Here is a 21,923-nt window from a genome sequence, read left to right on the forward strand (position 1 = left end):
CAGCGAACATGGAGTTCCCGACGTGTCTCTCCCCACCGCGCGAACCCTCACGAAGCTCGCCATGGCCGTGACCCTGGCGTGCGGCACCCTCGCCCTCACCCCCGCCGCCCACGCCGCCGGCCCGTACGAGCGCGGCCCCGACCCCACCGACTCCGTCCTGGAGGCGAGCCGCGGCCCGTTCGCCACCTCCCAGCAGTCCGTCTCCTCGCTCAGCGTGAGCGGGTTCGGCGGCGGCCAGATCTACTACCCGAACGACACCAGTCAGGGCACGTTCGGGGCGATCGCCATCTCCCCCGGCTACACCGCCTCGTGGTCGAGCATCTCCTGGCTCGGCCCCCGCATCGCCTCGCACGGCTTCGTGGTGATCGGCATCGAGACCAACACCCGCTACGACCAGCCCGCCAGTCGCGGCCGCCAGCTCCTGGCCGCCCTGGACTACCTGGTCGAGGACAGCTCGACGGCGGTCCGCAGCCGCATCGACGCCTCCCGGCTGGCCGTGGCGGGCCACTCCATGGGCGGCGGCGGCTCCCTGGAGGCCGCCAACGATCGGCCCAGCCTGCAGGCCGCGGTCCCGCTGGCCCCGTGGAACCTGACCAAGAGCTGGTCAGGTGTACGGGTCCCGACCATGATCATCGGTGGCGAGAACGACTCGGTCGCCTCCGTGACCACCCACTCCCAGCCGTTCTACGAGAGCATCCCCGCCTCGTCGGAGAAGGCGTACATGGAGCTCAACGGCGCCAGCCACTTCTTCCCGCAGACGACCAACACCCCGACCGGCAAGTACATGGTCGCCTGGCTGAAGAGGTTCGTGGACGACGACACGCGCTATGAGCGGTTCCTCTGCCCGGCGCCCCGGCGCAGCGACATCGAGGAGTACCGCGACACCTGCCCGCACTCCTGACCCGTTGACCCCGGCCTCCCGTCCCCTGGGCGGGAGGCCGGACCCGTTTCGCGCTACTTGGCGTTGGCCTTGAGGTAGTCGCTGTTCATCTGGGCGATCGTGTCCAGCGGGATGCCCTTGGGGCAGACCGCGGTGCACTCGCCGGTGTTGGTGCAGCCGCCGAAGCCCTCGGCGTCCATCTGGTCCACCATCGCCTTGGCGCGTGAGAGCCGCTCCGGCTGCCCCTGGGGCAGCAGGCTCAGGTGGGTGATCTTGGCGGCGGTGAAGAGGGAGGCCGAGCCGTTGGGGCAGGCCGCCACGCAGGCGCCGCAGCCGATGCAGGTGGCGGCGTCGAAGGCGTCGTCGGCGTCCTCCTTGCGCACCGGGATGCTGTGCGCGTCGGGAGCGGACCCGGCCGGCACCGAGACGAAGCCGCCCGCCTGGATGACGCGGTCGAACGCCGATCGGTCGACGACCAGGTCCTTCACCACCGGGAACGGCGCGGCCCGCCAGGGCTCGATGGTGATGGTGGCGCCGTCCTCGAAGTGGCGCATGTGCAGCTGGCAGGTGGTGGTGGCGCGCTGCTCGCCGTGCGCGACACCGTTGATGACCATGCCGCACATGCCGCAGATGCCTTCGCGGCAGTCGTGGTCGAAGGCCACCGGGTCGTCGCCTTCGAGGATGAGCCGCTCGTTGAGCACGTCCAGCATCTCCAGGAAGGACATGTCCGGCGAGACGTCCTCGACCCGGTAGGTCACCATCCGTCCGGCGTCGGAGGGGCCGCTCTGCCGCCAGACCTTCAGGGTCAGGTTCACTTGTAGCTCCGCTGGGTCATCTTGACGTACTCGTACTCGAGCGGTTCCTTGTGCAGCACCGGCTCGCCCTCGGGCGAGTACTCCCAGGCCGAGACGTGAGCGAAGGTCTCGTCGTCGCGCAGCGCCTCACCGTCGGCGTCCTGCGACTCGGCCCGGAAGTGGCCGCCGCACGACTCGGTGCGGACGAGGGCGTCCAGGCACATGAGCTCGGCCAGGTCGAAGAAGTCGGCGACACGGCCGGCCTTCTCCAGCACCTGGTTCAGCTCCTCGGCGGTGCCGGAGACCTTGACGTCGCGCCAGAACTCCTCGCGCAGCTCGGGGATGCGCTCCAGGGCCTTGCGCAACGACTGCTCGGTGCGCTCCATGCCGCAGTATTCCCACATGAGCTTGCCCAGCTCGCGGTGGAAGGAGTCGGGCGTGCGCGTGCCGTTGACCGCGAGCAGCCGGTCGATCCTGGAGCGCACCTTGATCTCGGCGGCCGCCACGGCCTCCTCGTCGACCTCGCCGAACGGCCCGGCCGCCAGGTAGTCGCCGATGGTGGTCGGCAGCACGAAGTAGCCGTCGGCCAGGCCCTGCATCAGGGCCGACGCGCCGAGGCGGTTGGCCCCGTGGTCGGAGAAGTTGGCCTCGCCGATCACGAACAGCCCGGGGATCGTGGACTGCAGGTCGTAGTCGACCCACAGTCCGCCCATCGTGTAGTGGACCGCCGGGTAGATGCGCATCGGCACGTCGTAGGGGTTCTCGCCGGTGATGCGCTCGTACATCTCGAAGAGGTTGCCGTACTTCTTCTCCACGGCGTCCCGGCCGAGCCGGCCGATCGCGTCGCGGAAGTCGAGGTAGACGCCGAGGCCGCCGGGACCGACGCCGCGGCCCTCGTCGCAGACGTTCTTCGCCGCGCGCGAGGCGATGTCGCGGGGGACGAGGTTGCCGAACGCCGGGTAGATGCGCTCCAGGTAGTAGTCGCGCTCGTCCTCGGGAATGTCCCCGGGCGCACGGCCGTCGCCCTTGCGCAGCGGCACCCACACGCGGCCGTCGTTGCGCAGCGACTCCGACATCAGCGTCAGCTTCGACTGGTACTCGCCCGACACCGGGATGCAGGTCGGGTGGATCTGCGTGTAGCAGGGGTTGGCGAAGTACGCGCCCCGCTCGTGCGCCCGCCAGATGGCCGTGGTGTTGCAGCCCTTGGCGTTCGTGGACAGGAAGAACACGTTGCCGTAGCCGCCGGTGGCCAGCACGACCGCGTCGGCCACGTGCCGCTCGATCTCACCGGTCACCATGTCGCGGACGATGACGCCTCTGGCCCGGCCGTCGGCGACGATCAGGTCGAGCATCTCGTGCCGGGTGAACATCTCCACGGTCCCGGCCGCGATCTGCCGCTCCAGCGCCTGGTAGGCGCCGAGCAGCAGCTGCTGGCCCGTCTGGCCGCGGGCGTAGAAGGTGCGCGACACCTGCGCGCCGCCGAACGAGCGCGTGTCGAGCAGGCCGCCGTACTCGCGGGCGAACGGCACGCCCTGGGCCACGGCCTGGTCGATGATGTTCACCGAGACCTGCGCCAGCCGGTAGACGTTCGACTCGCGGGCGCGGAAGTCGCCGCCCTTCACGGTGTCGTAGAACAGCCGGTAGATGGAGTCGCCGTCGCCGCGGTAGTTCTTCGCGGCGTTGATCCCGCCCTGCGCGGCGATGGAGTGCGCGCGCCGCGGCGTGTCCTGGTAGCAGAACGACTTGACGCGGTAGCCCAGCTCGCCCAGGGTGGCGGCGGCCGACCCGCCCGCCAGACCGGTGCCGACCACGATGACGTTGAGCTTGCGCTTGTTGGCCGGGTTGACGAGCTTCGCGCCGAACTTCCGCTTCTCCCACCGCTCCTCGATGGGCCCGGCGGGAGCCTTCGTGTCGCGGATCGGCGCCCCTTCGACGTAGTTCACTTGATCACTCCGAACGTGATGGCGAGGGGCGGGGCGAGGAACCCGATGACCAGGGCGGCCGAGACCAGCGCGGCGACCGCCTTCAGCGCCCGGTAGCGGGCGCGGTTGGCCAGGCCGAGTGTCTGGAAGGCGCTCCAGATGCCGTGCCGCAGGTGCAGCCCGATCATGACGACGGCCACCACGTAGAGCAGCGTCACCCACCAGCGCGACGCGTCGAACCCGGCGATCATGCGGTCGGCGGGCGTGGAGTCGAAGCCCTTGGGGTTGACCACGCCGAAGGTCAGGTCGAGCAGGTGCCAGACGACGAACAGCACGATCGTGACGCCACCGAACCGCATGATGTGCGTGGTGTAGCCCCCGGCCTGCGACTTCTTCGCCACGTACTTCACCGGCCGGGCCTTGCGGGCGCGCCGCGCCAGCGAGATCGCGGCCCACATGTGCGCCACCACCGAGACGACGAGCACGATCTCCAGGACCGTCAGCAGCAGCCGGTACGGCGCCATGGGCTCCAGCAGCGTGCGCAGCCCGTGCGCGTACGCGTTGAACGACTCCCTGCCGAAGAAGATCTTGATATTGCCCAGCATGTGAGCGAGGAGGAAGATCACCATCACGGCGCCCGTGACGGCCATGACGGCTTTCTTGCCGTTCGAGGAGCCCAGGAACCCTCCGGGCCTCCGAGCCGTTGGTCTCTTCGCGGGCCGGCCGGACTTGGGGGAGGACACAGGCGCGGTGGCGGCGCCGCGCTCTATCGTGGCAGTCACGTCTTCTGACGCTAGGTATCCCGCGATGGCCCGTCCAAGTCATCACGGGCCTCGTTTTCATAGCCTTCGGCTATGATGTCTGGTTTGTACGGCGATTGCGGTCGCGAATCCGCACCCCCGGTGCGAGGAATATCACATGCAGTTGCAGCAGCTCGCCTACTTCGTGGCCGTGACGGAGACCAGGCACTTCACCCAGGCGGCCGAGCGGATGCGGGTCGCCCAGCCGTCGCTCAGCAAGCAGATCAAGGCCCTTGAGGCCGAGCTCGGCGCGCCGCTGTTCTCCCGGGCGCGCGGCAACGTCACGCTCACCCCGGCCGGCGAGGCGCTGCTCCCCCTCGCCCGCCGGATGCTGGCCGACGCCGACACCGCCAGGCAGGAGGTGGCCGAGCTGGCCGGGCTGCGCCGGGGCCGGGTGCGGCTGGGCGCGACGCCGTCGCTGTGCGCCGGGCTGCTGGCCGACGCCCTGGCCCGCTTCCACCGCGACTATCCCGGCATCGAGCTGCTGGTCGAGGAGAGCGGCTCGCGCGACCTCGTCAGGGCGCTGGCCCGTGGCCAGCTCGACCTGTCACTGATCATCATGCCGCTGCAGAGCGATGACCCCTCTCTGGTGACCGAGGACGTCCTACGGGAGAATCTCGTCGTGGCCATGCCCTCGCACGAGCCCACCCGCAGGCCGCATCAGCGCATCGCCGACCTGCGGGGCAAGCCGATGGTGATGTTCCGGCGCGGCTACGACCTGCGTGAGGCGACACTGGCCGCGTGCCGCCAGGCCGGGTTCGAGCCGAGGCTGGCCGTGGAGGGCGGTGAGATGGACGCGGTGCTCAGGTTCGTCGAGGCCGGGCTGGGCGTGGCCGTGGTGCCGTCGATGGTGCTCGACGGGCGGCCGGGGCTGAGGGGCGTCCCGCTGGCGCCCCCCGGGCTCACCCGGACGATCGCGCTGGCCCATCGCCGCGACGTGGAGCCCACCAGAGCCGCTCAGGCGTTCCGGGCGACACTTCTGGCCTTCGTCATCGAGGCGGGTCAGGAAGGCACGCTTCCGCAAGGGGTCGAACTCATAACACAATGAGCGACAACGATCCCCCTGCCACGAAGAGGCGTGTGTGACGGCAACTCTCTCCGAAACGCTGACGCTGCTCCTCATCGAGGACGACGACGGTGACGCCTTTCTGGTCGAAGAGCTTCTCAAACAGGCCGAGGCGCCGCCCAAGATCACCTGGGTGCGCAGCCTCCAGGAGACCAAGGCCAAACTCACCTCCCAGATCCAGTGCGTGCTCGTCGACCTCACCCTGCCCGACGCCACCGGGCTGGAGGCGCTGGAGCAGGTGCTGGCCATGGCCCCGCAGGCGGCCGTGCTGGTGCTGACCGGCCTGCGCGACGTGCACGTGGGCGTCGCCGCGGTCAAGGCGGGAGCCCAGGACTACCTGGTCAAGCAGGACATCGACGCGCGGCTGCTGGCCAGGGCCGTGCGCTACGCGATGGAGCGCAAGCGCGCCGACCTGGCGCACCTCGCGCTCGTCGCGGCCGAGCTGACCGCCAAGGAGAACTCCCGGCTGGAGAGCGGGCTGCTCCCCGTGCCGCTGCTGCACACCGACGCGCTGCGGCACACCACTCGCTACCTGCCCGGCAGCCAGGGTTCGCTGCTCGCCGGCGACTTCCTCGACACGGTGCAGACGCCCGACGGCTCCGTGCACATCGTGGTCGGCGACGTCTGCGGGCACGGTCCGGCCGAGGCGGCGCTCGGCGTGGCGCTGCGCATCGCCTGGCGCACGCTCGTGCTGGCCGGGCAGACCGGTGACCGGATGCTGCGCACGCTGGACGCGGTGCTGCGGGCCGAGCGCCAGGCTCCCGAGATCTTCACCACGCTCTGCATGGCCACGATCACCCCCGACCTGCGGCACGCCCGGATGCGGGTGGTCGGCCACCCACCGCCGGTGCTGGTGCGCGACGGCAGGGTCGAGGTGGTCGCGGACACGCCGTCCGGCCCGCCGCTCGGCATCTTCCCCGACGCCCAGTGGCGGATCCTCGACGTCCCGCTGGGCGAGGAGTGGTCGATGATGCTCTACACCGACGGCCTCATCGAGGCGGTCGTGGGCGAGTACAAAGAGCTCCTCGGGGTCGACGGGCTGGTCGATCTGATCCGCGCACACGGCTCGATCGACCTCGATCGGCTCATCACACACGTGGGCACCCTGAGCGACGACCTCGCCGTGGTGCTCGTACGAAGGGGACCCGAGTGAGCATCCACCCGCTGCCGCCGCCCGAGCAGCCGACCGGGCTCGGCCGGCTGCCCGTCGCCCGCTGGTTCGTCGCGACGGGTCTGGCCGCCGTGATCGCCCTGGCGGGCGGGATCGTGCTCACCGTCCTGATGATCGAGGCGGTCCGCGACGCCAGGCCGCGGCCCGCCGTCGAGGTGCAGCTCGACCGGCTGAACGCGGCGCTGGTGGTGCTGTTCGTGGTGGTCGTCGCCGTCGCCGTCGGCCTCGCGCTCATCGTCCGGTACACCGTGCTCAAGCCCATCGCGAAGCTCACCGAGCAGGTGCGCCAGGTCGCGTCCGGCGACTTCGACCAGCGCCTGTGGGTCGACCGGCCGGCCGAGCTGGCCGAGCTGTCGAGCCACATCGACGCCATGCGCGTACGCGTCGTGACGGCCTGGCGCACCGCCGAGGAGCAGGCCGACGAGCTGCGCAGGTCCAACGGAGAGCTGGAGCAGTTCGCCTACGTCGCCAGCCATGACCTCCAGGAGCCGCTCCGCAAGATCGCCAGCTTCACCCAGATGCTCGAACAACGCTACGGCGACCAGCTCGACGACCGGGCCAAGCAGTACATCCACTACTCGGTCGACGGCGCCAAGCGGATGCAGCTGCTCATCAACGACCTGCTCGACTTCTCCAGGGTCGGCCGGATGAGCGGCGAGCGCGTGGTCATCGACACGGGCGAGACGCTGCGCCTCGCGCTGAACAACCTGTCGGCCATGATCGAGGACTCCGAGGCGGTCGTCACCTCGGACGAGCTGCCCAAGGTCATCGGCAACCGCCTCCAGCTCACCCAGCTCTTCCAGAACCTCGTCGAGAACGCCGTGAAGTTCCGCTCCGAGGCGCCGCCGCGCGTGCACATCGGGGTCAGGCGCGCGGGCGAGATGTGGGAGTTCAACTGCTCCGACAACGGGATCGGAGTCGAACCCAAGTACGCTGACCGGATCTTCCTGATTTTCCAGCGGCTGCATCCGCGGGACGTGTATCCAGGAACCGGCATCGGGCTGGCCCTCTGCCGCAAGATCATCGACTTCCACGGTGGTCAGCTCTGGCTCGACGGCGACGCCGAGGGGCCCGGGACGACGTTCCGCTGGACCCTGCCCCCGGCTGGAGAGGACGAATGAGCGACTGGCGGCCGATCGAGGTGCTCCTGGTGGAGGACGACCAGGGCGACATCCTGCTCACCCAGGAGGCCTTCGAGCTCAACAAGGTCAAGAACCGCCTGCACGTGGTCAACGACGGCGAGCAGGCGATGGCGTTCCTGCGCCGCGAGGACGTCTACAAGGACGTGCCGCGCCCCGATCTGATGCTGCTCGACCTCAACCTGCCCCGGATGGACGGCCTGGAGGTGCTGCGCGAGGTCAAGGCCGACGCCGATCTCCGGACCATTCCGGTGGTGATCCTGACCACCTCCGAGGCCGAGGAGGACATCCTCCGGGGCTACCAGCTGCACGCCAACGCGTACGTCTCGAAGCCTGTGGATTTCGAGCAATTCATCCGAGTTGTCCGACAAATCGATGATTTTTTCGTCTCTGTGGTTAAGTTGCCGACCCACGGGCAGCGCCTCTGACGGACGCCCTGACGGGCGACGTGACGGGAATCACAGCAGGTCAGCCAAAAAGTGAGTGACCCTTCTCACAAATGTCCCTGCTGGCGTCGTAACGTATGGCGCACCAATGCGCGCCCGAGCGGAGACGACGCCCCGCCGTACGCGCGCCCAGCGAACAACCCGGATCCCAGGCGTGCGGGTCCGTGGGAGGTGGAGAGGTCCGCGATGACCCAGACGACGCCCGATGCGCCGGTCAGAAGGCAGCGTGCGCAGATCAAGGTGCGCACCCTGCGCACCGACAGATGGTGGCTGGCCCCACTGCTGACATTCCTCGGGCTCAGCTCGTTCCTCGTCTACGGTGTGTGGGCGATCCTCGACGGCAACTACTACGTGGCCGGGGCCGAGTACATCGCCCCGTTCTCATCCCCGTGTCTCGCGACCTCCTGCCCAGAGGGAGCACGGTTCCTGGGGCTCGCCCCGTTCGGCGACTGGTACACCCTGCCGCCGGGGCTGCTGATCCTTGGTCTGCCCGGTGGATTCCGGCTGACCTGCTACTACTACCGCAAGTCCTACTACCGCTCGTTCTGGCTCTCGCCCCCCGCCTGCTCGGTGGCCGAGCCGCACGGCAAGTACACCGGTGAGACCCGCCTCCCGCTGATCATGCAGAACATCCACCGCTACTTCTTCTACTTCGCGGTGCTGATCGGCTTCGTGCTCACCTACGACGCGATCCTGGCCCTCGTGCACAAGCCGCTCGGCCTCGGCACCTGGATCCTGATCGTCAACGCGGTGCTCATCCTCGGCTACACGTTCGGCTGCCACTCCTGCAGGCACATCACCGCGGGCCGGCTCAACCACTTCTCCCGCCACCCGCTGCGCTACCGGGCCTGGACGTTCGTCTCCAAGCTCAACGCCAAGCACCAGCAGCTCGCGTGGGCCTCGATGTTCTCCGTCATGATCGCGGACTTCTACGTCCGCATGGTCGCCCATGGCATCATCGCCTTCCCGTACGCGTAAGGAAATCTTTCAGTGGAAATCGAGCGACACGAATACGACGTCGTCGTCATCGGCGCGGGCGGCGCCGGGCTCCGGGCCGCGATCGAGGCCCGCCAGCAGGGCAAGCGCACGGCCATCGTCTGCAAGTCGCTGTTCGGCAAGGCGCACACGGTCATGGCCGAGGGCGGCGCCGCGGCGGCCATGGGCAACGTCAACCCCGACGACAACTGGATGGTGCACTTCCGTGACACCATGCGGGGCGGCAAGTTCCTCAACAACTGGCGGATGGCCGAGCTCCACGCCAAGGAGGCCGCCGACCGGGTCTGGGAGCTGGAGGCCTGGGGCGCGCTGTTCGACCGCACCAAGGACGGCAAGATCAGCCAGCGCAACTTCGGCGGGCACGAGTATCCCCGTCTCGCGCACGTCGGCGACCGCACCGGCCTGGAGCTGATCCGCACCCTGCAGCAGCGCGTGGTCGCCCTCCAGCAGGAGGACTACGAGACGCACGGCGACTACGAGGCCTACATCAAGGTCTTCGCCGAGTGCACGATCACCCGGCTGCTCAAGGACGGCGACCGCATCTCGGGCGCGTTCGGCTACTGGCGCGAGACCGGCAACCTGATCCTGTTCGACGCGCCGGCCGTCGTGCTGGCCACCGGCGGCATCGGCAAGTCCTACGTGGTGACGTCCAACTCCTGGGAATACACCGGTGACGGGCACGCCCTGGCCCTGCTGGCCGGAGCCAACCTGATCAACATGGAGTTCATCCAGTTCCACCCCACGGGCATGGTCTGGCCGCCGTCCGTGCGCGGCATCCTGGTCACCGAGTCGGTCCGCGGTGACGGCGGGGTGCTGCGCAACTCCGAGGGCGAGCGCTTCATGTTCAAGTACATCCCCGAGGTGTTCAAGGACAAGTACGCCACCACCGAGGAGGAAGGCGACCGCTGGTACACCGACCAGGCCAACAACCGCCGGCCTCCGGAGCTGCTTCCTCGTGACGAGGTGGCCCGCGCGATCAACGCCGAGGTGAAGGCCGGTCGCGGCTCACCCCAGGGCGGCGTCTACCTCGACGTGTCCACCCGGCTCCCCGCCGAGGAGATCAAGAAGCGGCTGCCGTCGATGCACCACCAGTTCAAGGAGCTGGCCGACGTCGACATCACCGCCGAACCCATGCAGGTGGGCCCGACCTGCCACTACATCATGGGCGGGGTCGAGGTCGACGCCGACACCGGTGCCGCGGCCGTGCCCGGGCTGTTCGCCGCGGGCGAGGTCTCGGGCGGCATGCACGGATCCAACCGGCTGGGCGGCAACTCGCTGTCCGACCTGCTGGTCTTCGGCCGCCGGGCCGGCGCGGGCGCGGCCGAGTACGTCGACAGGCTGCCGACCCGGCCGAAGGTCGTCGAGGAGCTGGTCGCGGAGGCCCGCGCCGAGGCCCTGGAGCCCCTGGAGCGGGCCGGCGAGAACCCCTACGAGGTGCACCACGAGCTCCAGCGGACGATGAACGAGCTGGTCGGCATCATCCGCAAGGCCGAAGAGGTGTCCGAGGCCCTGGAGGTCGTGGAGAAGCTCAAGGAGCGGGTGCGGATGGTCGGCGCGGCCGGCTCACGCATCTACAACCCCGGCTGGCACCTGGCGCTCGACCTGCGCAACATGGTGCTGGTCTCCGAGTGCGTGGCGCGCGCCGCGCTGTTGCGCGAGGAGAGCCGCGGCGGGCACACCCGCGACGACTACCCCGGCATGAACCCCGAGTGGCGTCGCAAGTTGCTCGTCTGCTCCACCTCCGACGGCTCGTCGGTCAAGGTCGAGGAGAGGGTCCAGCCCTCGATGCGGGACGACCTGATCTCCCTGTTCGACCGGGACGAGCTGTCCAAGTACCTCACCGACGAAGAGATGGCCGAGTTCGACGGGATAGCGAAGTCATGAGCTACAAGGCAAAGTTCAAGGTCTGGCGTGGTGAGGGCGGCGAGGGCAAACTCGAGGACTTCACCGTCGAGGTCAACGAGGGCGAGGTGGTCCTCGACATCATCCACCGGCTGCAGGCCACACAGGCGCCCGACCTCGCCGTCCGCTGGAACTGCAAGGCCGGCAAGTGCGGGTCCTGCTCGATGGAGATCAACGGGAAGCCGCGGCTGGGCTGCATGACCCGGATGTCCACCTTCGAGGAGGACGAGACGATCACGGTCACACCGATGCGGACGTTCCCCGTCATCAAGGACCTGGTCACCGACGTCTCGTTCAACTACGAGAAGGCCCGAGAGGTCCCGTCCTTCACGCCTCCGGACGGGGTGCGGCCCGGCGAGTACCGCATGCAGCAGGTCGACGTCGAGCGGTCCCAGGAGTTCCGCAAGTGCATCGAGTGCTTCATGTGCAACAACGTCTGCCATGTGATCCGTGACCACGAGGAGAACAAGCCCAACTTCTCCGGGCCCCGCTTCCTCATGCGGATCGCCGAGCTCGACATGCACCCGTACGACGTGGCCGACCGGCAGCAGTCGGCGCAGGACGAGCACGGGCTCGGCTACTGCAACATCACCAAGTGCTGCACCGAGGTCTGCCCCGAGCACATCAAGATCACCGACAACGCCCTCATCCCCATGAAGGAGCGCGTCGTCGACCGCAAGTACGACCCGATCGTGTGGCTGGGAAACAAGATCTTCAAGCGCGCGAAGTAACCACTCCCGGGCCGGTGGGGCGTTGGCCCCACCGGCCGGAGAACATCACTAGAACATCATTTGGAGCGCCGCCACCAGCCGCGCCCGCGCTCCTCCTGCTGAGGCAGCGGCTGCACAGCCGTCACATCGTCGGCCACCGGCTGCGAAGCGCCCGGTCCGGCCTCAGCCGGTCGCGCCTCCTGCACGGTCTGCTGCCAGGGCTCGGAGTCGCCCGTCTCCGCCGCCGACGCGGCCCCCAGAGGGCGTTCGGGCGAGTCGCCATAGGGCTCCGCGCCACCCGCCGGAATGTCGGCCGGCGGCTCCTCCACCGGGACCAGCGGCTCGAAGGGAGCCCGATAGGACTCCTCCTCGCTGGTGTACTCGTCCGGGTGCAGCACCACGGGCTCGGGCTGGGCCTCGGGGACGTACGCGGGGTCCTGGTACACGGCGCCGTACTGCACCGGGCCGCCGGGAGTATGGACCGGGACGAAACTGATGATCGGCGCGTACGGCGCGTAGCCGGGCGGCGCCGGATAACCCACGCTCGCGTAGCCGGGACCCGCCGGGTAGCCGGCGGAAGGATAGCCGGGACCGCCCGGGAAGCCGGGGCCCGGCGGGTAGCCGGGACCTGCGGGATAGCCAGGGCCCGCTGGGTGGCCGGCGGCCTCGCCCGAAGCGCCGGGGTAGGGGCCCGCCCGGCGCACGGCCGCCGCGTGAGCCAACCGGCGCAGTCGGCCCTCGAAGATCAGCACCGCGAAGAGCGCGAGCAGCACCAGGATCAGCGCGGGGATGCTGAGCTTCTGCGTCACGTCCCGCTGGTCGAACTCGGGCGCCGCGTTGCGCACCTCCAGCTGGACCGGCTCGCTGGTCGTGATCTCCGGCGCGGCGCTGGACAGGGTCTCCACGGGAGTCTCGCTACCGGCGACCGTCGGCATCTCGACGGACTGCTCCTCGGTCGGCTCACTGCTGGGGACCGGCACCTGGACGCTCTGCGTCGGTAAGGGCTGCGGGTTCTGCGGCTGCGTGGGCTCCGGGAGGTTCTGCGGCGGGCTGGCCGTGGTCTTCTTCGGCGTCGGGGCCTTCGAGGGCGACTTGGTGACGGTCCGCGTGATCGTGGTCTCCGGCTCGTCCGGCGTGGGCGTGCCCAGCGTCGTGGTGACCGTCACCGTGACCTGCGGGTCGCTCTCGCACGCCTGACCGGCCTCACACGGCTCGACCCCGGGGTCGTACGCCACCGAGGCACTCGCGCTCTGCATGATGAAAGGCGCCGTGCCGACACCGGTCAAGGCCAGGGCCAAGACCATGGCGGAGACGGCCGTCGCTCGCGTGCGTGCCACCAGTGCCCTCCGCGTAATCCCGAACAATGGTCAAGGGAATACTAGTCGGGTCAAAGTAACAGTAAAGACCGATCTACTGTTCCATTTTCCGGATACGTGCGCGCTGCTTCCAGGCGACCACCCACAGTCCGCCCAGCAGCACCGCGATGCCCCCCGCGACGGCCGGCGCCCCCCGTGCCCCCGCCAGCGGATTCGCCGGCTCCAGCCGCTGCGCCCGGCTCGTGGAGACGGCGATCTGGCGCGGCAACGGCGCTCCCAGCTCGGCCGACCCGCTGCTTTCGAGCGCGGCGACAAAGGGCTGCGGGGCCGCGTCAACCGGCTGCTGCTGGGCCTGCGGCATGACGAGGGGCTGCCCGCCGGACGGCGTCGTACTGATCCCTGCCTGCTGCGAAGGCATCGCCGCACCCGTTCCGGAAGATCCCGCACGCATCTCGGCGACAGCGTTCTCCCCGGTGTTCACCGCTCGCATCCCCGCACGCTGGGCGGCACGCCCGGACACGGCAGCCAGGCCACCCACACCCGTCGCCCCATCGTGACCGGCCACACCCGGCCTACCGGCACCGCCGCCCACGCGACCCGCGACGTCGGCCGTGCCGGCACGATCAGCCCGGATCGCCACCTGTCCCCGGCCGCCGCGACCCGCCACGCCAGGCAGGCCGGCACGACCATCGCCCCGGCCCGGCGCGCTCGACCTGCCGGTATGAGCGTCGGCGGGGCTCTGGGCGGCCGAGGTCCCGGTGCGTCCACTCTCGCCCAGCGCGCGCCCCGGATCGCCCGATCGGGGTGGTACGCGGGTCGCGTGGCCGGTCATCGCGGAGGTCGCGGGAGGAGGCTCCGGCCAGTTCCCGGCAGGAGGCGCGGCTCCGTCGACGGACGTCGTGGCGGTGCCGCTCAGAGTCGTGGCCCCACCGGACGCCCCGGGCATCCGGGCGGCGCTCGCGAGCACCACCTCGTCCGCCCCTTCCGGCACGGTGAGCCGCACGTCAACGGTCTGTTGCCCAGCGCTGTCTCCCAGGTGACACACCTGGGCCACGTTCATGGCGGCCCGGCGAACCGGCGCGCGCACCGCGGCCAACGCCCGATCCTCCACCGATCTGCGCTCATTCCTGAGGATCAATCCCGTGTCGACCGGCGACCCGGACACCTCCGGAACCGGCATCGTTCCCGGTATGGAAGCCGGCGCCGTACCGGACTCCCCCGGAACCGGTCGTGGCAGCACCCCGGACACGACCGGCGCCGGTTTCGACCCGGACGCGGAAGCCGGAGCGAGTGTCGGCACCGCCCCGGAGCCGCCCGAGACCACAGCCGCCGCCGGCGCCGACCCGGACCTGTCTGGAACCGCAGCCGCCATCGGCATCAGCCCCGACATGCCCGGCGCCGATGCAGGCAGCTCACCGGACGCGGCAGGAGCCGGAGCCGGCGCGACCGGCCGGCTCTGCGCGATCATCCGGGCGGCGTCGAAGGGCCGTACGGGCTCCTGATCCGCCGGGCAGGTGACGGCGGACAGGGCGCGGACCGGGCTGGCGGCGACCGCGACGCGGACCTCGCCGCTGGTCCCTTCGAGCCGCACCTGGAAGCGCAGCACGTCGCCGGTCCTGACCCATTTCCCGAACCCGGCGGGGACGTCCACGCGCTCCAGCACCATCGCCATCCCGGCCGCCGCAGCAGGCACGACCGGCGCTGCCACCAGCATCAACGCCCCCGTCACGATCCAGCCTCGATTGATCACGCCGCGTTTCCCCCCGCTGCGACAAATTACACCTAGTAATCGTTATGTAGCAGAGAGCGACGGGCTAATCCTGCTGGAGAACTCTTTCCACGGCCTTCATGATCTCGTGGTCCGCACCCAACCACTCGACGTCGTAGTACTCGCCGGGGGCCAGCCACCGCAACGCCAGATGCTCCTTGGCCTCAGGTGTCCCCTCGGCCACGGAAGCCAGCCAGACCCGCATCACGTACCCGTCGGTCAGCGGCCAGTCGCCCCCCACCCGCTCGCCCACGGCGATCCGCACGCCGAGCTCCTCCTGGCACTCCCGCACCAGCGCCTCGAACTCGCTCTCCCCCGGATCCACCTTCCCGCCGGGGAACTCCCAGCCTCCGGCGAGCGCGGGCGGCTCGGCCCGCTGCGCGGCGAGCACCCGCGCGTCGGACGAGATGATCACCGCGGCGACCACGACGACTGTCATAGAGATGCCTTCCGCAGCCTCGTGAGCTGCTCGATCACGTCGGAGTTCTGCAGCGGCCGGGTGAAGCCCACGATGTTGCCTCGTGACGCGTAGCCCGTGACCTTGATCGGCCCGCACAGGCGGCACCGCGCCTCGATCATCTGCCCCTTCGACACGACCATTCCCACGTGCCCGGGCCGGTCGGGCCCCGTGCCCGGCCCCGAGTTGAAGAAGACCAGGTCGCCCGGCTGCTCGCTGCCCTGAGAGACCTTCACCCCGAACGGCCACTGCCCGAACGTGGTGCGCGGGATCGACAGCCCCGCCGTCCGGTACGCCGCGTAGATGATGCCCGAGCAGTCGAACGCGTCGGGCCCGGTGCCCCCCCACAGGTACGGCTTGCCGCGCTGGGCCAGGGCGAAGGACAGGATCTTGGCGACCACGTCGTTGGGCGCGGCCTCGACCAGCGGCTCGTCGCACGAGTCGTCGGCCTGCGGCGGCACCTCGACCTCGCCGGACTTGGCGTAACGCTTGGCGATCTCCTCGACCTGGTCGACGTACCACCAGGCCCGGTTGTAGACGAACAGCGCCCGCCGAACCTGCTCCGGGGCACCGTTGCGCTTGAGCATCCTGGCGGCGCCCAGGATGGCGTCGGCCGGGTTGTAGACGTCGCCGATGCCGTCACCGTCGCCGTCGGAGGCGTAGCCGTTGAAGCGGGAGGACATCTCGATCCTGGCCTTGCCGCCCCAGGTGCTGATCAGGAACTGCATGGGCCCGGCCGCGCCCGACGAGTTGGTGCCGCTCTTGACGCCGGGCAGTTCGGATCGGCCGTGGTCGGTCTCCCGCTTGCCGACCGCGGCCAGGATGTTCCACTGCACGCCGATCTTCTCTCCGTGCTCCTTGTAGAGCTTCAGGTAGTCGGCCGGGATGTCGGAGGCGGCCGAGTCGGAGGCCTCCCCCGACTGCGAGCCGCCGGTGCAGTCGGGGTCCGTCGCGCCGTCGCCGATGAACGAGGGGATCGAGGTCATGAGCATCGGCGAGATGATGATCAGTGCGAGCAGCAGGGCCCCGGCGACGCCTAACGCCAGGACCACGCGGGTACGGGAGAAGTTCACCCCTCGGTGTCCCCGTCCTGGCCGTCACCGGCCGGCTGAAGGTCGAAGACCCGCCAGTCGGTGCCCATCTGGCTCACGGTGACGGCGTAGTCCTCGGTGAGTTGCCTGGCCCCGTTCTTGGCGGTGATCTGCTGGGTGCCGGTGACGACGAGGACGACGGACGTCTTCTCGACCGACCTGATCTCCTTCGTCCTGGCCGTGGCCGTGGAGACGACCTCGTCGGCGCGGTTGCGGTCGACCGTGCCTGGCGAGGAGAGGGTCCTCGCCAGCACGTTGCCGAGGTCGGCCGTGGTGAACACCTTCACCCGGTCGGCGTAGGCCACCGGGTCCTCTTCGTAGCTGAAGGTGCCGTACGCGGCCGTGAACCGCTCGGCCAGGTCGGCGGCCGCCGCGAGCTGTTCCTTGGACATGGGCAGGAAGGAGTAGATGTCGAACGGCGCGTCACTTGCGGTGGCCAGCGGCGTGTTGACCGGAACCGCCGGCGCGCCGCTCGTGCTGGCGGTCGCGACAGGCTCACCGGACGATTCGCCAGAATCGGGCCACATCGTGAGATAGAGACCGACGGCGGCGATCACCACCACGATGGCAGCGAAGGCCAGCCCCCGCCTGTCACCCTGCTGAGCCATGTTCAGTCCTTGTCCGGGCTGTTGGGCTTGAGCCAGAAGGGCACCGGCGGGTCGTCACCGCCCGAGCCGTTGCTCCGGCGGCTGGGCAGCCAGAGCGGGGGTGCCTCGGAGCGCGGCGACGGCACGTCAGCGGCACGCGAGGAGCTGCCGAACGGCCCGCCGCCCGAGGATCGGCGGCTGCTGGAGCCGCCCGAGCCGCCGGACCGGGAACCCCCCGAACCGGAACCGCCACCGGACCGCGAACCACCCGAACCACCGGACCGGGACCCGCCACCGAACAACCCGCCACCGCCGGAACCACCCGAGCCTGAACCACCCGAACGGGATCCGCCGCCGAACAACCCGCCACCGGAGCGCGAACCGCCGCCGAGCAGCCCGCCCCCGCCAGAGCCGGAACCACCCGAACGGCCCGAACCGCCCGAGCCGCCCGACCGGGGCCGGGAGCCGGCGCGCGGCGCCCACCCACCGCCCGAACGCCCGCCGAACCAGCCACCCCGGGCGCCGACGCCCGCGGAACCACCCGAAGCGCTCCCGCCCGAAGCACTCCCCGAAGCGCTCCCGCCCGACGACACGGGCGGGCCCCCCGGGGCGGCGCCGCCGTGCGTGCGAGTCGGCGTGCCGCCGAGGTTGAGCGGCGGGGCCGCGCCCTTGCGCGGCGCGGGGACCTGCCGGCCCGCCGCCTTCCCGCCCTGCTGGTCGGTGTTGAGCGGCGCGGCCGTGGCGGGCACCCGGGTGCCCGGCTGCACTCCCGCTCCGCCCGCCTCGTCGCCGCGGGCCCGGACCTGCGCGACGCCCGCCGCCGCGGCCGCACCGGCCGCGGTGCCCGTCGCGGCCGCCTGGACGAGCGGCTCGGCCTTGCTCGCGCCCCACCGCCCGATGCGGGCCGCGGCCACCGGCGGCAGCGCCACCGACGACCGCTCCAGCGTGCGTGAGCTGGCGGCGTCGCCGAGCATCCGGGTGGTGAGCGTGTGGCCGTTCATCGAGGCGAACAGATGCTGGAACGGCCTGCGGTAGAAGAACACCGCGATCGTCAGCAGGGCCATGAACAGGATCTGCAGCCCCCACGGCATCGCGGTGGAGATGATCAGCGCGTAGCCGTACACGAGCACGCCGAGCACGAGCGCCAGCACGGCCTGCCGGAGCAGCGTGCCGACCAGCATCTCCACCCAGCGCATCGCGATGATCCGGCCGCTGCCCGGATGGACCCCGATCAGCAGGAACACCGGCCCGAGGATCAGCAACAGCAGGAAGCCGACCTTCAGCACCAGTAGCGAGACCGCCACCAGGAAGATGAGCACCCCGGCGACCAGGGCGGCGATGAGCGCGCCGATCGCCACCCCGAGCCGGCTGGTCCAGTCCTTGCCCTGGAAGATGGCGAAGCGCGGATCACCCTTGAGCTTCTCCGCGATCTCGGCGTACTTCGCCTGGTGGGCGGCCGGGTCGGCGGCGGCCTGACCGGCCTGCGGCATGGGGATCGACTGGGTCTCCAGCATGAGCCGGCCGTAGTCGCGCACCACGGGCGCGTTGGGATCGGACGTGCCGAACATGCCGACCAGCCACGGCTTGCAGACCAGCGTGGACCACAGCGCGTCGGCGTTCTGGTCGACGCCTGGAGTGCCGACCTGGCCGTAGCCGCCCGCCTTGACCTCGGGATTGCTCTGGCCTGGACCGGGCAAGCAGGAGGCGCCGCCCGCGCCGGGCAGCCCGGAGAAGGCGGAGTTGACGACCTCGCCCGTCTTGTCGGTGACGACCTTGCCGAGCCCGGTGAAGTCGCCCGGCCTGCTGAAGAACCAGGTCGCCACCGTGACGGCGAGCACCATCCAGATGACGCCCTCGGCCGTGGTCGTGGCCCGCTTGCGGATCAGGCCGTACCAGGCCAGCCAGATGGCGCCGAGGATCACGATCGGCCGCAGGTAGGGCCAGTACATCGCGTTGGACAGGTTGATCACGATGTCGTCGACCACGTCCTTGATCGACTGGAGCGGTCCCTCGGTGGCCGCGGCCTGGTAGGTCGTGATCGTCACCCGGTCGATCGCCTTGGCCCACAGGAAGACCGTGTTGGCCCAGCCGTTGCCCATGACGGCGGCGATGTCGGAGCAGCCCAGGTCGTACGTGTGCCAGAACTGGCCGCTCATGCCGAACTGGGCGTAGTTGGTGGTGGGCGCCGGGGCGGTGCCCTCGGGCGTCGGCGGCTGGATCATGCCGTCGACGCCGCTGTTGATCACCTCGGGGGTCAGCTCGGGCGACAGGTCACACGGAGCCGCGGCGGCCGGCGAGAAGCCGCCCACGACGACCGGGACCACGAGGATGCCCACGATGAGAGCCAGGACGAACGCGAGCCGCCTGGGTAGCCGGATCTTCATGACCGCACCTCCTGCGCTCTGGTGCCCACTCCCCCTTGAAGATCATCATGCCCGCTGTCGTCGGGTTTGTCGTGCGTTGGATTCGTGTCGAGCCAGCGGAGCAGCTCTTCGGAGATCAGGTCTACTCCGATGCGCCCCGCCCTGCCATCCAGATCGCGGAAAATGCATTCGCCGTTGCCCAGCGAGCGCAGCACCGCCTTGTGCTCCTCGGACGGCTCCACGCCGAGCAACGACATCACGTGGTCCACCTCCACCCGCTCGGTGGACCGGAACGCGAACACGGACGACAGGCAGTTGGTCACCTGCTCGTTCAGCAGGTCACCGGCGTTCTGGGAGACGAGGACGAGCGCGGTGTTGCGGGACCGGCCCATCCGGCTGACCTCGGGCACCAGCTTGGCGCCCTCGGGAGTCGAGGTGATCGCCCACGCCTCGTCCAGGAAGATCGCCTTGGGCGAGCGCCGGTCGAGCCCGTTCATCAGCCTGCGCGCGAACTGGGAGACCAGGTAGAGCAGGGCCACCGACAGGCGCTGCTCGTAGGAGTAGTCGTCGCGGCCGGTCGCCACGTCGGGCAGCGTCAGCCCGCCCAGCGTGAACACCGTGGTCCAGCCCTCGCTGTCGATCTGCTCGCCACCGGACGGGTCGAAGCAGAGCCTGGCCAGGTGCATCTCCGACATCGAACGCAGCACCGCGCCGAGGTTCTTCGACGCCGCGTCGGGCGACTGCTCCAGGAACTCCACGACCTTGCCCAGCGACGGGTCGGTGCCGTTGGAGACGGCCGCGACAGCCTGGATCATCGCCGACTCGCGCTCCTCCGACATGCGCGGCAGCAGCAGCCGCAGCGTCTCGGTGGCCATGGTCTTCTTGGCCGCGAGATCGTCGCCGAACGAGAACGGATCGAGCAGGCCCGGCGAGGCCGAGCCCAGCGGGATGATCCGCGCCTTGCGCCCCCGCTTCCGCAGGAGTTGCACCAGCGACTCGGCGTCGCCCTTGGGGTCGATCACCGCGACCGTGACCCCGCGCAGCGCCATCTGGTAGATCATCAGCAGCGCCAGCGTGGTCTTGCCGCCGCCCGGCTCGCCGGTGATCGCGATGGCCGTCGGCCGGTTGCGGGAGGCGGCCAGCAGCGGGTCGAAGTGCACGATGCTGCGGGCCCGGCCGACGGTCTCACCGATGTACGGGCCCAGCCAGCCGTCGGCGCCGTCGTCGAGCCGGTCTCCGAGATCCACGGTCGCGGTGCACATGCCGCCCGCGATCGTGCGCAGCGGCTGCCGCTGCGCGTAGGCGTTGACCCCCACCTTCTCGCCGGGCAACGCCTCACGGAACAGCGAGAACTGGTCGCCCGTCGAGTTGACCACGTCGATGCCCATGTCGCGGTAGTGCTCGACCACCGCCTCGACCCGCTGCACGCAGATGTCCTCGGTCGGGGCCGACACGATCAGGCGGTGCCAGCCGTACACGAAGGGCAGCCGCTCCTTGGTGATGCCGTGCTCCAGCATGCGGGCCGCGTCGATCTGCTCGGCCAGCGCGATCGGCGCCTCGGCGCCCGCCTCTCGGATGTGGATGTCCATGTCACGGGCGTGCGCCAGCTTGCGGGCGACGTCCTTGGACGCCTTGACCGGCGGGATCAGCCGCATCCTGGACGAGATCTCCACCGGGAACGGCAACTGGTCGGCGAAGTGCATCCACGGCTCGCCGTCGGGGAACGGCATCAGGTCGGGGAAGCGGGCGAACGACAGGTGGGCCACGAAGGAGTCGCCCTGCGGTTGCACGACGCGCAGCAGCGACCTGCCGTTGTGGATCTCCCCCTCGACCAGCGACTCGATCTCCCCCCTGCCCCAGCGCCGCTTCGGGCTGGCCGACGGCGGCGGGTCGCCGAGCGCGCCCATGGCCGCGTGCTGGAACAACCACGCCACCTCGACCGAGGTGGCGTGCCGGGCGTAGAGGGCGCTGGAGGCGAGTGCCCGGCCGAGCCGTTCGGCCTGCTCGGTCCATCTGCCGATCTCGGCGGCGGGCACGTTGTCGTCCTCGAGGCCGAGCGCCTTCTCGGTCCGCTGGTAGAACCCGAACAGCTGCGACAGCACTCCGCTGCCGAGCTGCTTGCCGCGCACCCCGAGGCGCACCCCGAGATAGACCTCCTTGGACCAGAAGTCCTTCGCCCAGACGTGGCGGTACATCTCCTCCAGGTAGTCGCGCCATCCCGGGCCCTCGTCGGAGGTGCCGTTGAGGGCCATCGCCCACTCGGCCGCCGGGTAGGTGCGGTGCGCGACCCTCAGGTGGACCTCGGCGTCGGGCATCCTGATCGCGGCCAGCGCGATCGTGATGTTGGTGGCCAGTGCCTCACGCTCCTCGGGCGTGACGAACTCGTAACTGACCGTCGGCAGGCGGAAGTACGCCCATGCGCTGGTGTCGTTGAGCAGGATGCGGTCGTCGAAGTAGCGGACCGCCAGACGCTGATGCGTTCGCGACGCCCTGCTCATGCCGCCCCCTCGGCGCA

18 protein-coding genes are annotated in these 21,923 nt (G+C 70.0%); 8 read left to right on the forward strand and 10 right to left on the reverse strand.

The features are described 5' to 3' along the window. The first annotated feature begins 61 nt into the window (after positions 1-61). On the forward strand, positions 62-901 hold the full coding sequence (locus AC5L3X_RS15465; protein ID WP_494857806.1) for an alpha/beta hydrolase family protein: 840 nt from the start codon (positions 62-64) through the stop codon (positions 899-901). A gap of 53 nt (positions 902-954) precedes the next feature. Here the strand turns inward: AC5L3X_RS15465 and AC5L3X_RS15470 are convergent, their stop codons facing one another. The 3 genes from AC5L3X_RS15470 to AC5L3X_RS15480 are packed head-to-tail and all read right to left on the reverse strand — an operon-like array spanning position 955 to position 4,378. Further along, positions 955-1,695 carry a succinate dehydrogenase/fumarate reductase iron-sulfur subunit gene (locus AC5L3X_RS15470; protein WP_189124195.1) on the reverse strand — a complete coding sequence of 247 codons (741 nt, stop codon included), beginning with the start codon at positions 1,693-1,695 and terminating at the stop codon, positions 955-957. Then, positions 1,692-3,617, reverse strand: a complete 1,926-nt coding sequence (locus tag AC5L3X_RS15475; protein WP_189124194.1) for a fumarate reductase/succinate dehydrogenase flavoprotein subunit — start codon at positions 3,615-3,617, stop codon at positions 1,692-1,694. The genes AC5L3X_RS15470 and AC5L3X_RS15475 overlap by 4 nt, the downstream gene beginning before the upstream one ends. Beyond that, entirely contained in the window at positions 3,614-4,378 is a 765-nt protein-coding gene (locus AC5L3X_RS15480) for a succinate dehydrogenase cytochrome b subunit (protein ID WP_494857557.1), read from the reverse strand. Before AC5L3X_RS15480 ends, AC5L3X_RS15475 begins: the two co-directional genes overlap by 4 nt. Positions 4,379-4,514: 136 nt before the next feature. Here AC5L3X_RS15480 and AC5L3X_RS15485 point away from each other — a divergent pair, with 136 nt between their 5' ends. The 7 genes from AC5L3X_RS15485 to AC5L3X_RS15515 all read left to right on the forward strand — a co-directional run bounded on the left by AC5L3X_RS15485 (position 4,515) and on the right by AC5L3X_RS15515 (position 11,847). Next, complete coding sequence (locus tag AC5L3X_RS15485; RefSeq protein ID WP_494857558.1) at positions 4,515-5,444, forward strand: LysR family transcriptional regulator; 930 nt, start codon at positions 4,515-4,517, stop codon at positions 5,442-5,444. A gap of 34 nt (positions 5,445-5,478) precedes the next feature. Further along, on the forward strand, positions 5,479-6,615 hold the full coding sequence (locus AC5L3X_RS15490; RefSeq protein WP_494857559.1) for a PP2C family protein-serine/threonine phosphatase: 1,137 nt from the start codon (positions 5,479-5,481) through the stop codon (positions 6,613-6,615). Beyond that, positions 6,612-7,754: a sensor histidine kinase gene (locus tag AC5L3X_RS15495; protein WP_494857560.1), complete on the forward strand. Its 1,143-nt coding sequence runs from the start codon at positions 6,612-6,614 to the stop codon at positions 7,752-7,754. Before AC5L3X_RS15490 ends, AC5L3X_RS15495 begins: the two co-directional genes overlap by 4 nt. Next, positions 7,751-8,200, forward strand: a complete 450-nt coding sequence (locus tag AC5L3X_RS15500) for a response regulator (protein ID WP_494857561.1) — start codon at positions 7,751-7,753, stop codon at positions 8,198-8,200. Before AC5L3X_RS15495 ends, AC5L3X_RS15500 begins: the two co-directional genes overlap by 4 nt. Before the next feature lie 204 nt (positions 8,201-8,404). Beyond that, positions 8,405-9,196: a succinate dehydrogenase subunit SdhC gene (gene sdhC / locus AC5L3X_RS15505; protein WP_494857562.1), complete on the forward strand. Its 792-nt coding sequence runs from the start codon at positions 8,405-8,407 to the stop codon at positions 9,194-9,196. A gap of 12 nt (positions 9,197-9,208) precedes the next feature. Beyond that, positions 9,209-11,098: a fumarate reductase/succinate dehydrogenase flavoprotein subunit gene (locus AC5L3X_RS15510; RefSeq protein WP_189124188.1), complete on the forward strand. Its 1,890-nt coding sequence runs from the start codon at positions 9,209-9,211 to the stop codon at positions 11,096-11,098. Next, entirely contained in the window at positions 11,095-11,847 is a 753-nt protein-coding gene (locus AC5L3X_RS15515; RefSeq protein ID WP_494857563.1) for a succinate dehydrogenase/fumarate reductase iron-sulfur subunit, read from the forward strand. The genes AC5L3X_RS15510 and AC5L3X_RS15515 overlap by 4 nt, the downstream gene beginning before the upstream one ends. Positions 11,848-11,903: 56 nt before the next feature. Here the strand turns inward: AC5L3X_RS15515 and AC5L3X_RS15520 are convergent, their stop codons facing one another. From AC5L3X_RS15520 to AC5L3X_RS15550, 7 genes are all read right to left on the reverse strand, one after another. Beyond that, entirely contained in the window at positions 11,904-13,163 is a 1,260-nt protein-coding gene (locus AC5L3X_RS15520) for a hypothetical protein (protein WP_494857564.1), read from the reverse strand. A 73-nt stretch (positions 13,164-13,236) separates the two neighbouring features. Beyond that, positions 13,237-14,892 carry a hypothetical protein gene (locus AC5L3X_RS15525; protein ID WP_494857565.1) on the reverse strand — a complete coding sequence of 552 codons (1,656 nt, stop codon included), beginning with the start codon at positions 14,890-14,892 and terminating at the stop codon, positions 13,237-13,239. Between the two features lie 64 nt (positions 14,893-14,956). Continuing rightward, complete coding sequence (locus AC5L3X_RS15530; RefSeq protein ID WP_494857566.1) at positions 14,957-15,349, reverse strand: (deoxy)nucleoside triphosphate pyrophosphohydrolase; 393 nt, start codon at positions 15,347-15,349, stop codon at positions 14,957-14,959. Continuing rightward, positions 15,346-16,419: a C40 family peptidase gene (locus AC5L3X_RS15535; RefSeq protein WP_494857567.1), complete on the reverse strand. Its 1,074-nt coding sequence runs from the start codon at positions 16,417-16,419 to the stop codon at positions 15,346-15,348. Before AC5L3X_RS15535 ends, AC5L3X_RS15530 begins: the two co-directional genes overlap by 4 nt. Before the next feature lie 17 nt (positions 16,420-16,436). Further along, positions 16,437-17,066: a hypothetical protein gene (locus AC5L3X_RS15540; RefSeq protein ID WP_494857568.1), complete on the reverse strand. Its 630-nt coding sequence runs from the start codon at positions 17,064-17,066 to the stop codon at positions 16,437-16,439. Between the two features lie 2 nt (positions 17,067-17,068). Continuing rightward, positions 17,069-19,429, reverse strand: a complete 2,361-nt coding sequence (locus AC5L3X_RS15545) for a type IV secretion system protein (protein ID WP_494857569.1) — start codon at positions 19,427-19,429, stop codon at positions 17,069-17,071. After that, positions 19,426-21,906 carry an ATP-binding protein gene (locus AC5L3X_RS15550; protein ID WP_494857570.1) on the reverse strand — a complete coding sequence of 827 codons (2,481 nt, stop codon included), beginning with the start codon at positions 21,904-21,906 and terminating at the stop codon, positions 19,426-19,428. The genes AC5L3X_RS15545 and AC5L3X_RS15550 overlap by 4 nt, the downstream gene beginning before the upstream one ends. Positions 21,907-21,923 lie beyond the last annotated feature (17 nt).

This window comes from Nonomuraea sp. CX421, from assembly GCF_059358955.1.

What these genes read in the sequence shown, in the direction of transcription:
- AC5L3X_RS15545 (WP_494857569.1), bottom strand. Translation starts at nt 19,429, where the DNA reads ATGAAGATCCGGCTACCCAGGCGGCTCGCGTTCGTCCTGGCTCTCATC.
- AC5L3X_RS15530 (WP_494857566.1), bottom strand. Translation starts at nt 15,349, where the DNA reads ATGACAGTCGTCGTGGTCGCCGCGGTGATCATCTCGTCCGACGCGCGG.
- AC5L3X_RS15465 (WP_494857806.1), top strand. Translation starts at nt 62, where the DNA reads ATGGCCGTGACCCTGGCGTGCGGCACCCTCGCCCTCACCCCCGCCGCC.
- AC5L3X_RS15540 (WP_494857568.1), bottom strand. Translation starts at nt 17,066, where the DNA reads ATGGCTCAGCAGGGTGACAGGCGGGGGCTGGCCTTCGCTGCCATCGTG.
- AC5L3X_RS15500 (WP_494857561.1), top strand. Translation starts at nt 7,751, where the DNA reads ATGAGCGACTGGCGGCCGATCGAGGTGCTCCTGGTGGAGGACGACCAG.
- sdhC (WP_494857562.1), top strand. Translation starts at nt 8,405, where the DNA reads ATGACCCAGACGACGCCCGATGCGCCGGTCAGAAGGCAGCGTGCGCAG.
- AC5L3X_RS15515 (WP_494857563.1), top strand. Translation starts at nt 11,095, where the DNA reads ATGAGCTACAAGGCAAAGTTCAAGGTCTGGCGTGGTGAGGGCGGCGAG.
- AC5L3X_RS15485 (WP_494857558.1), top strand. Translation starts at nt 4,515, where the DNA reads ATGCAGTTGCAGCAGCTCGCCTACTTCGTGGCCGTGACGGAGACCAGG.
- AC5L3X_RS15550 (WP_494857570.1), bottom strand. Translation starts at nt 21,906, where the DNA reads ATGAGCAGGGCGTCGCGAACGCATCAGCGTCTGGCGGTCCGCTACTTC.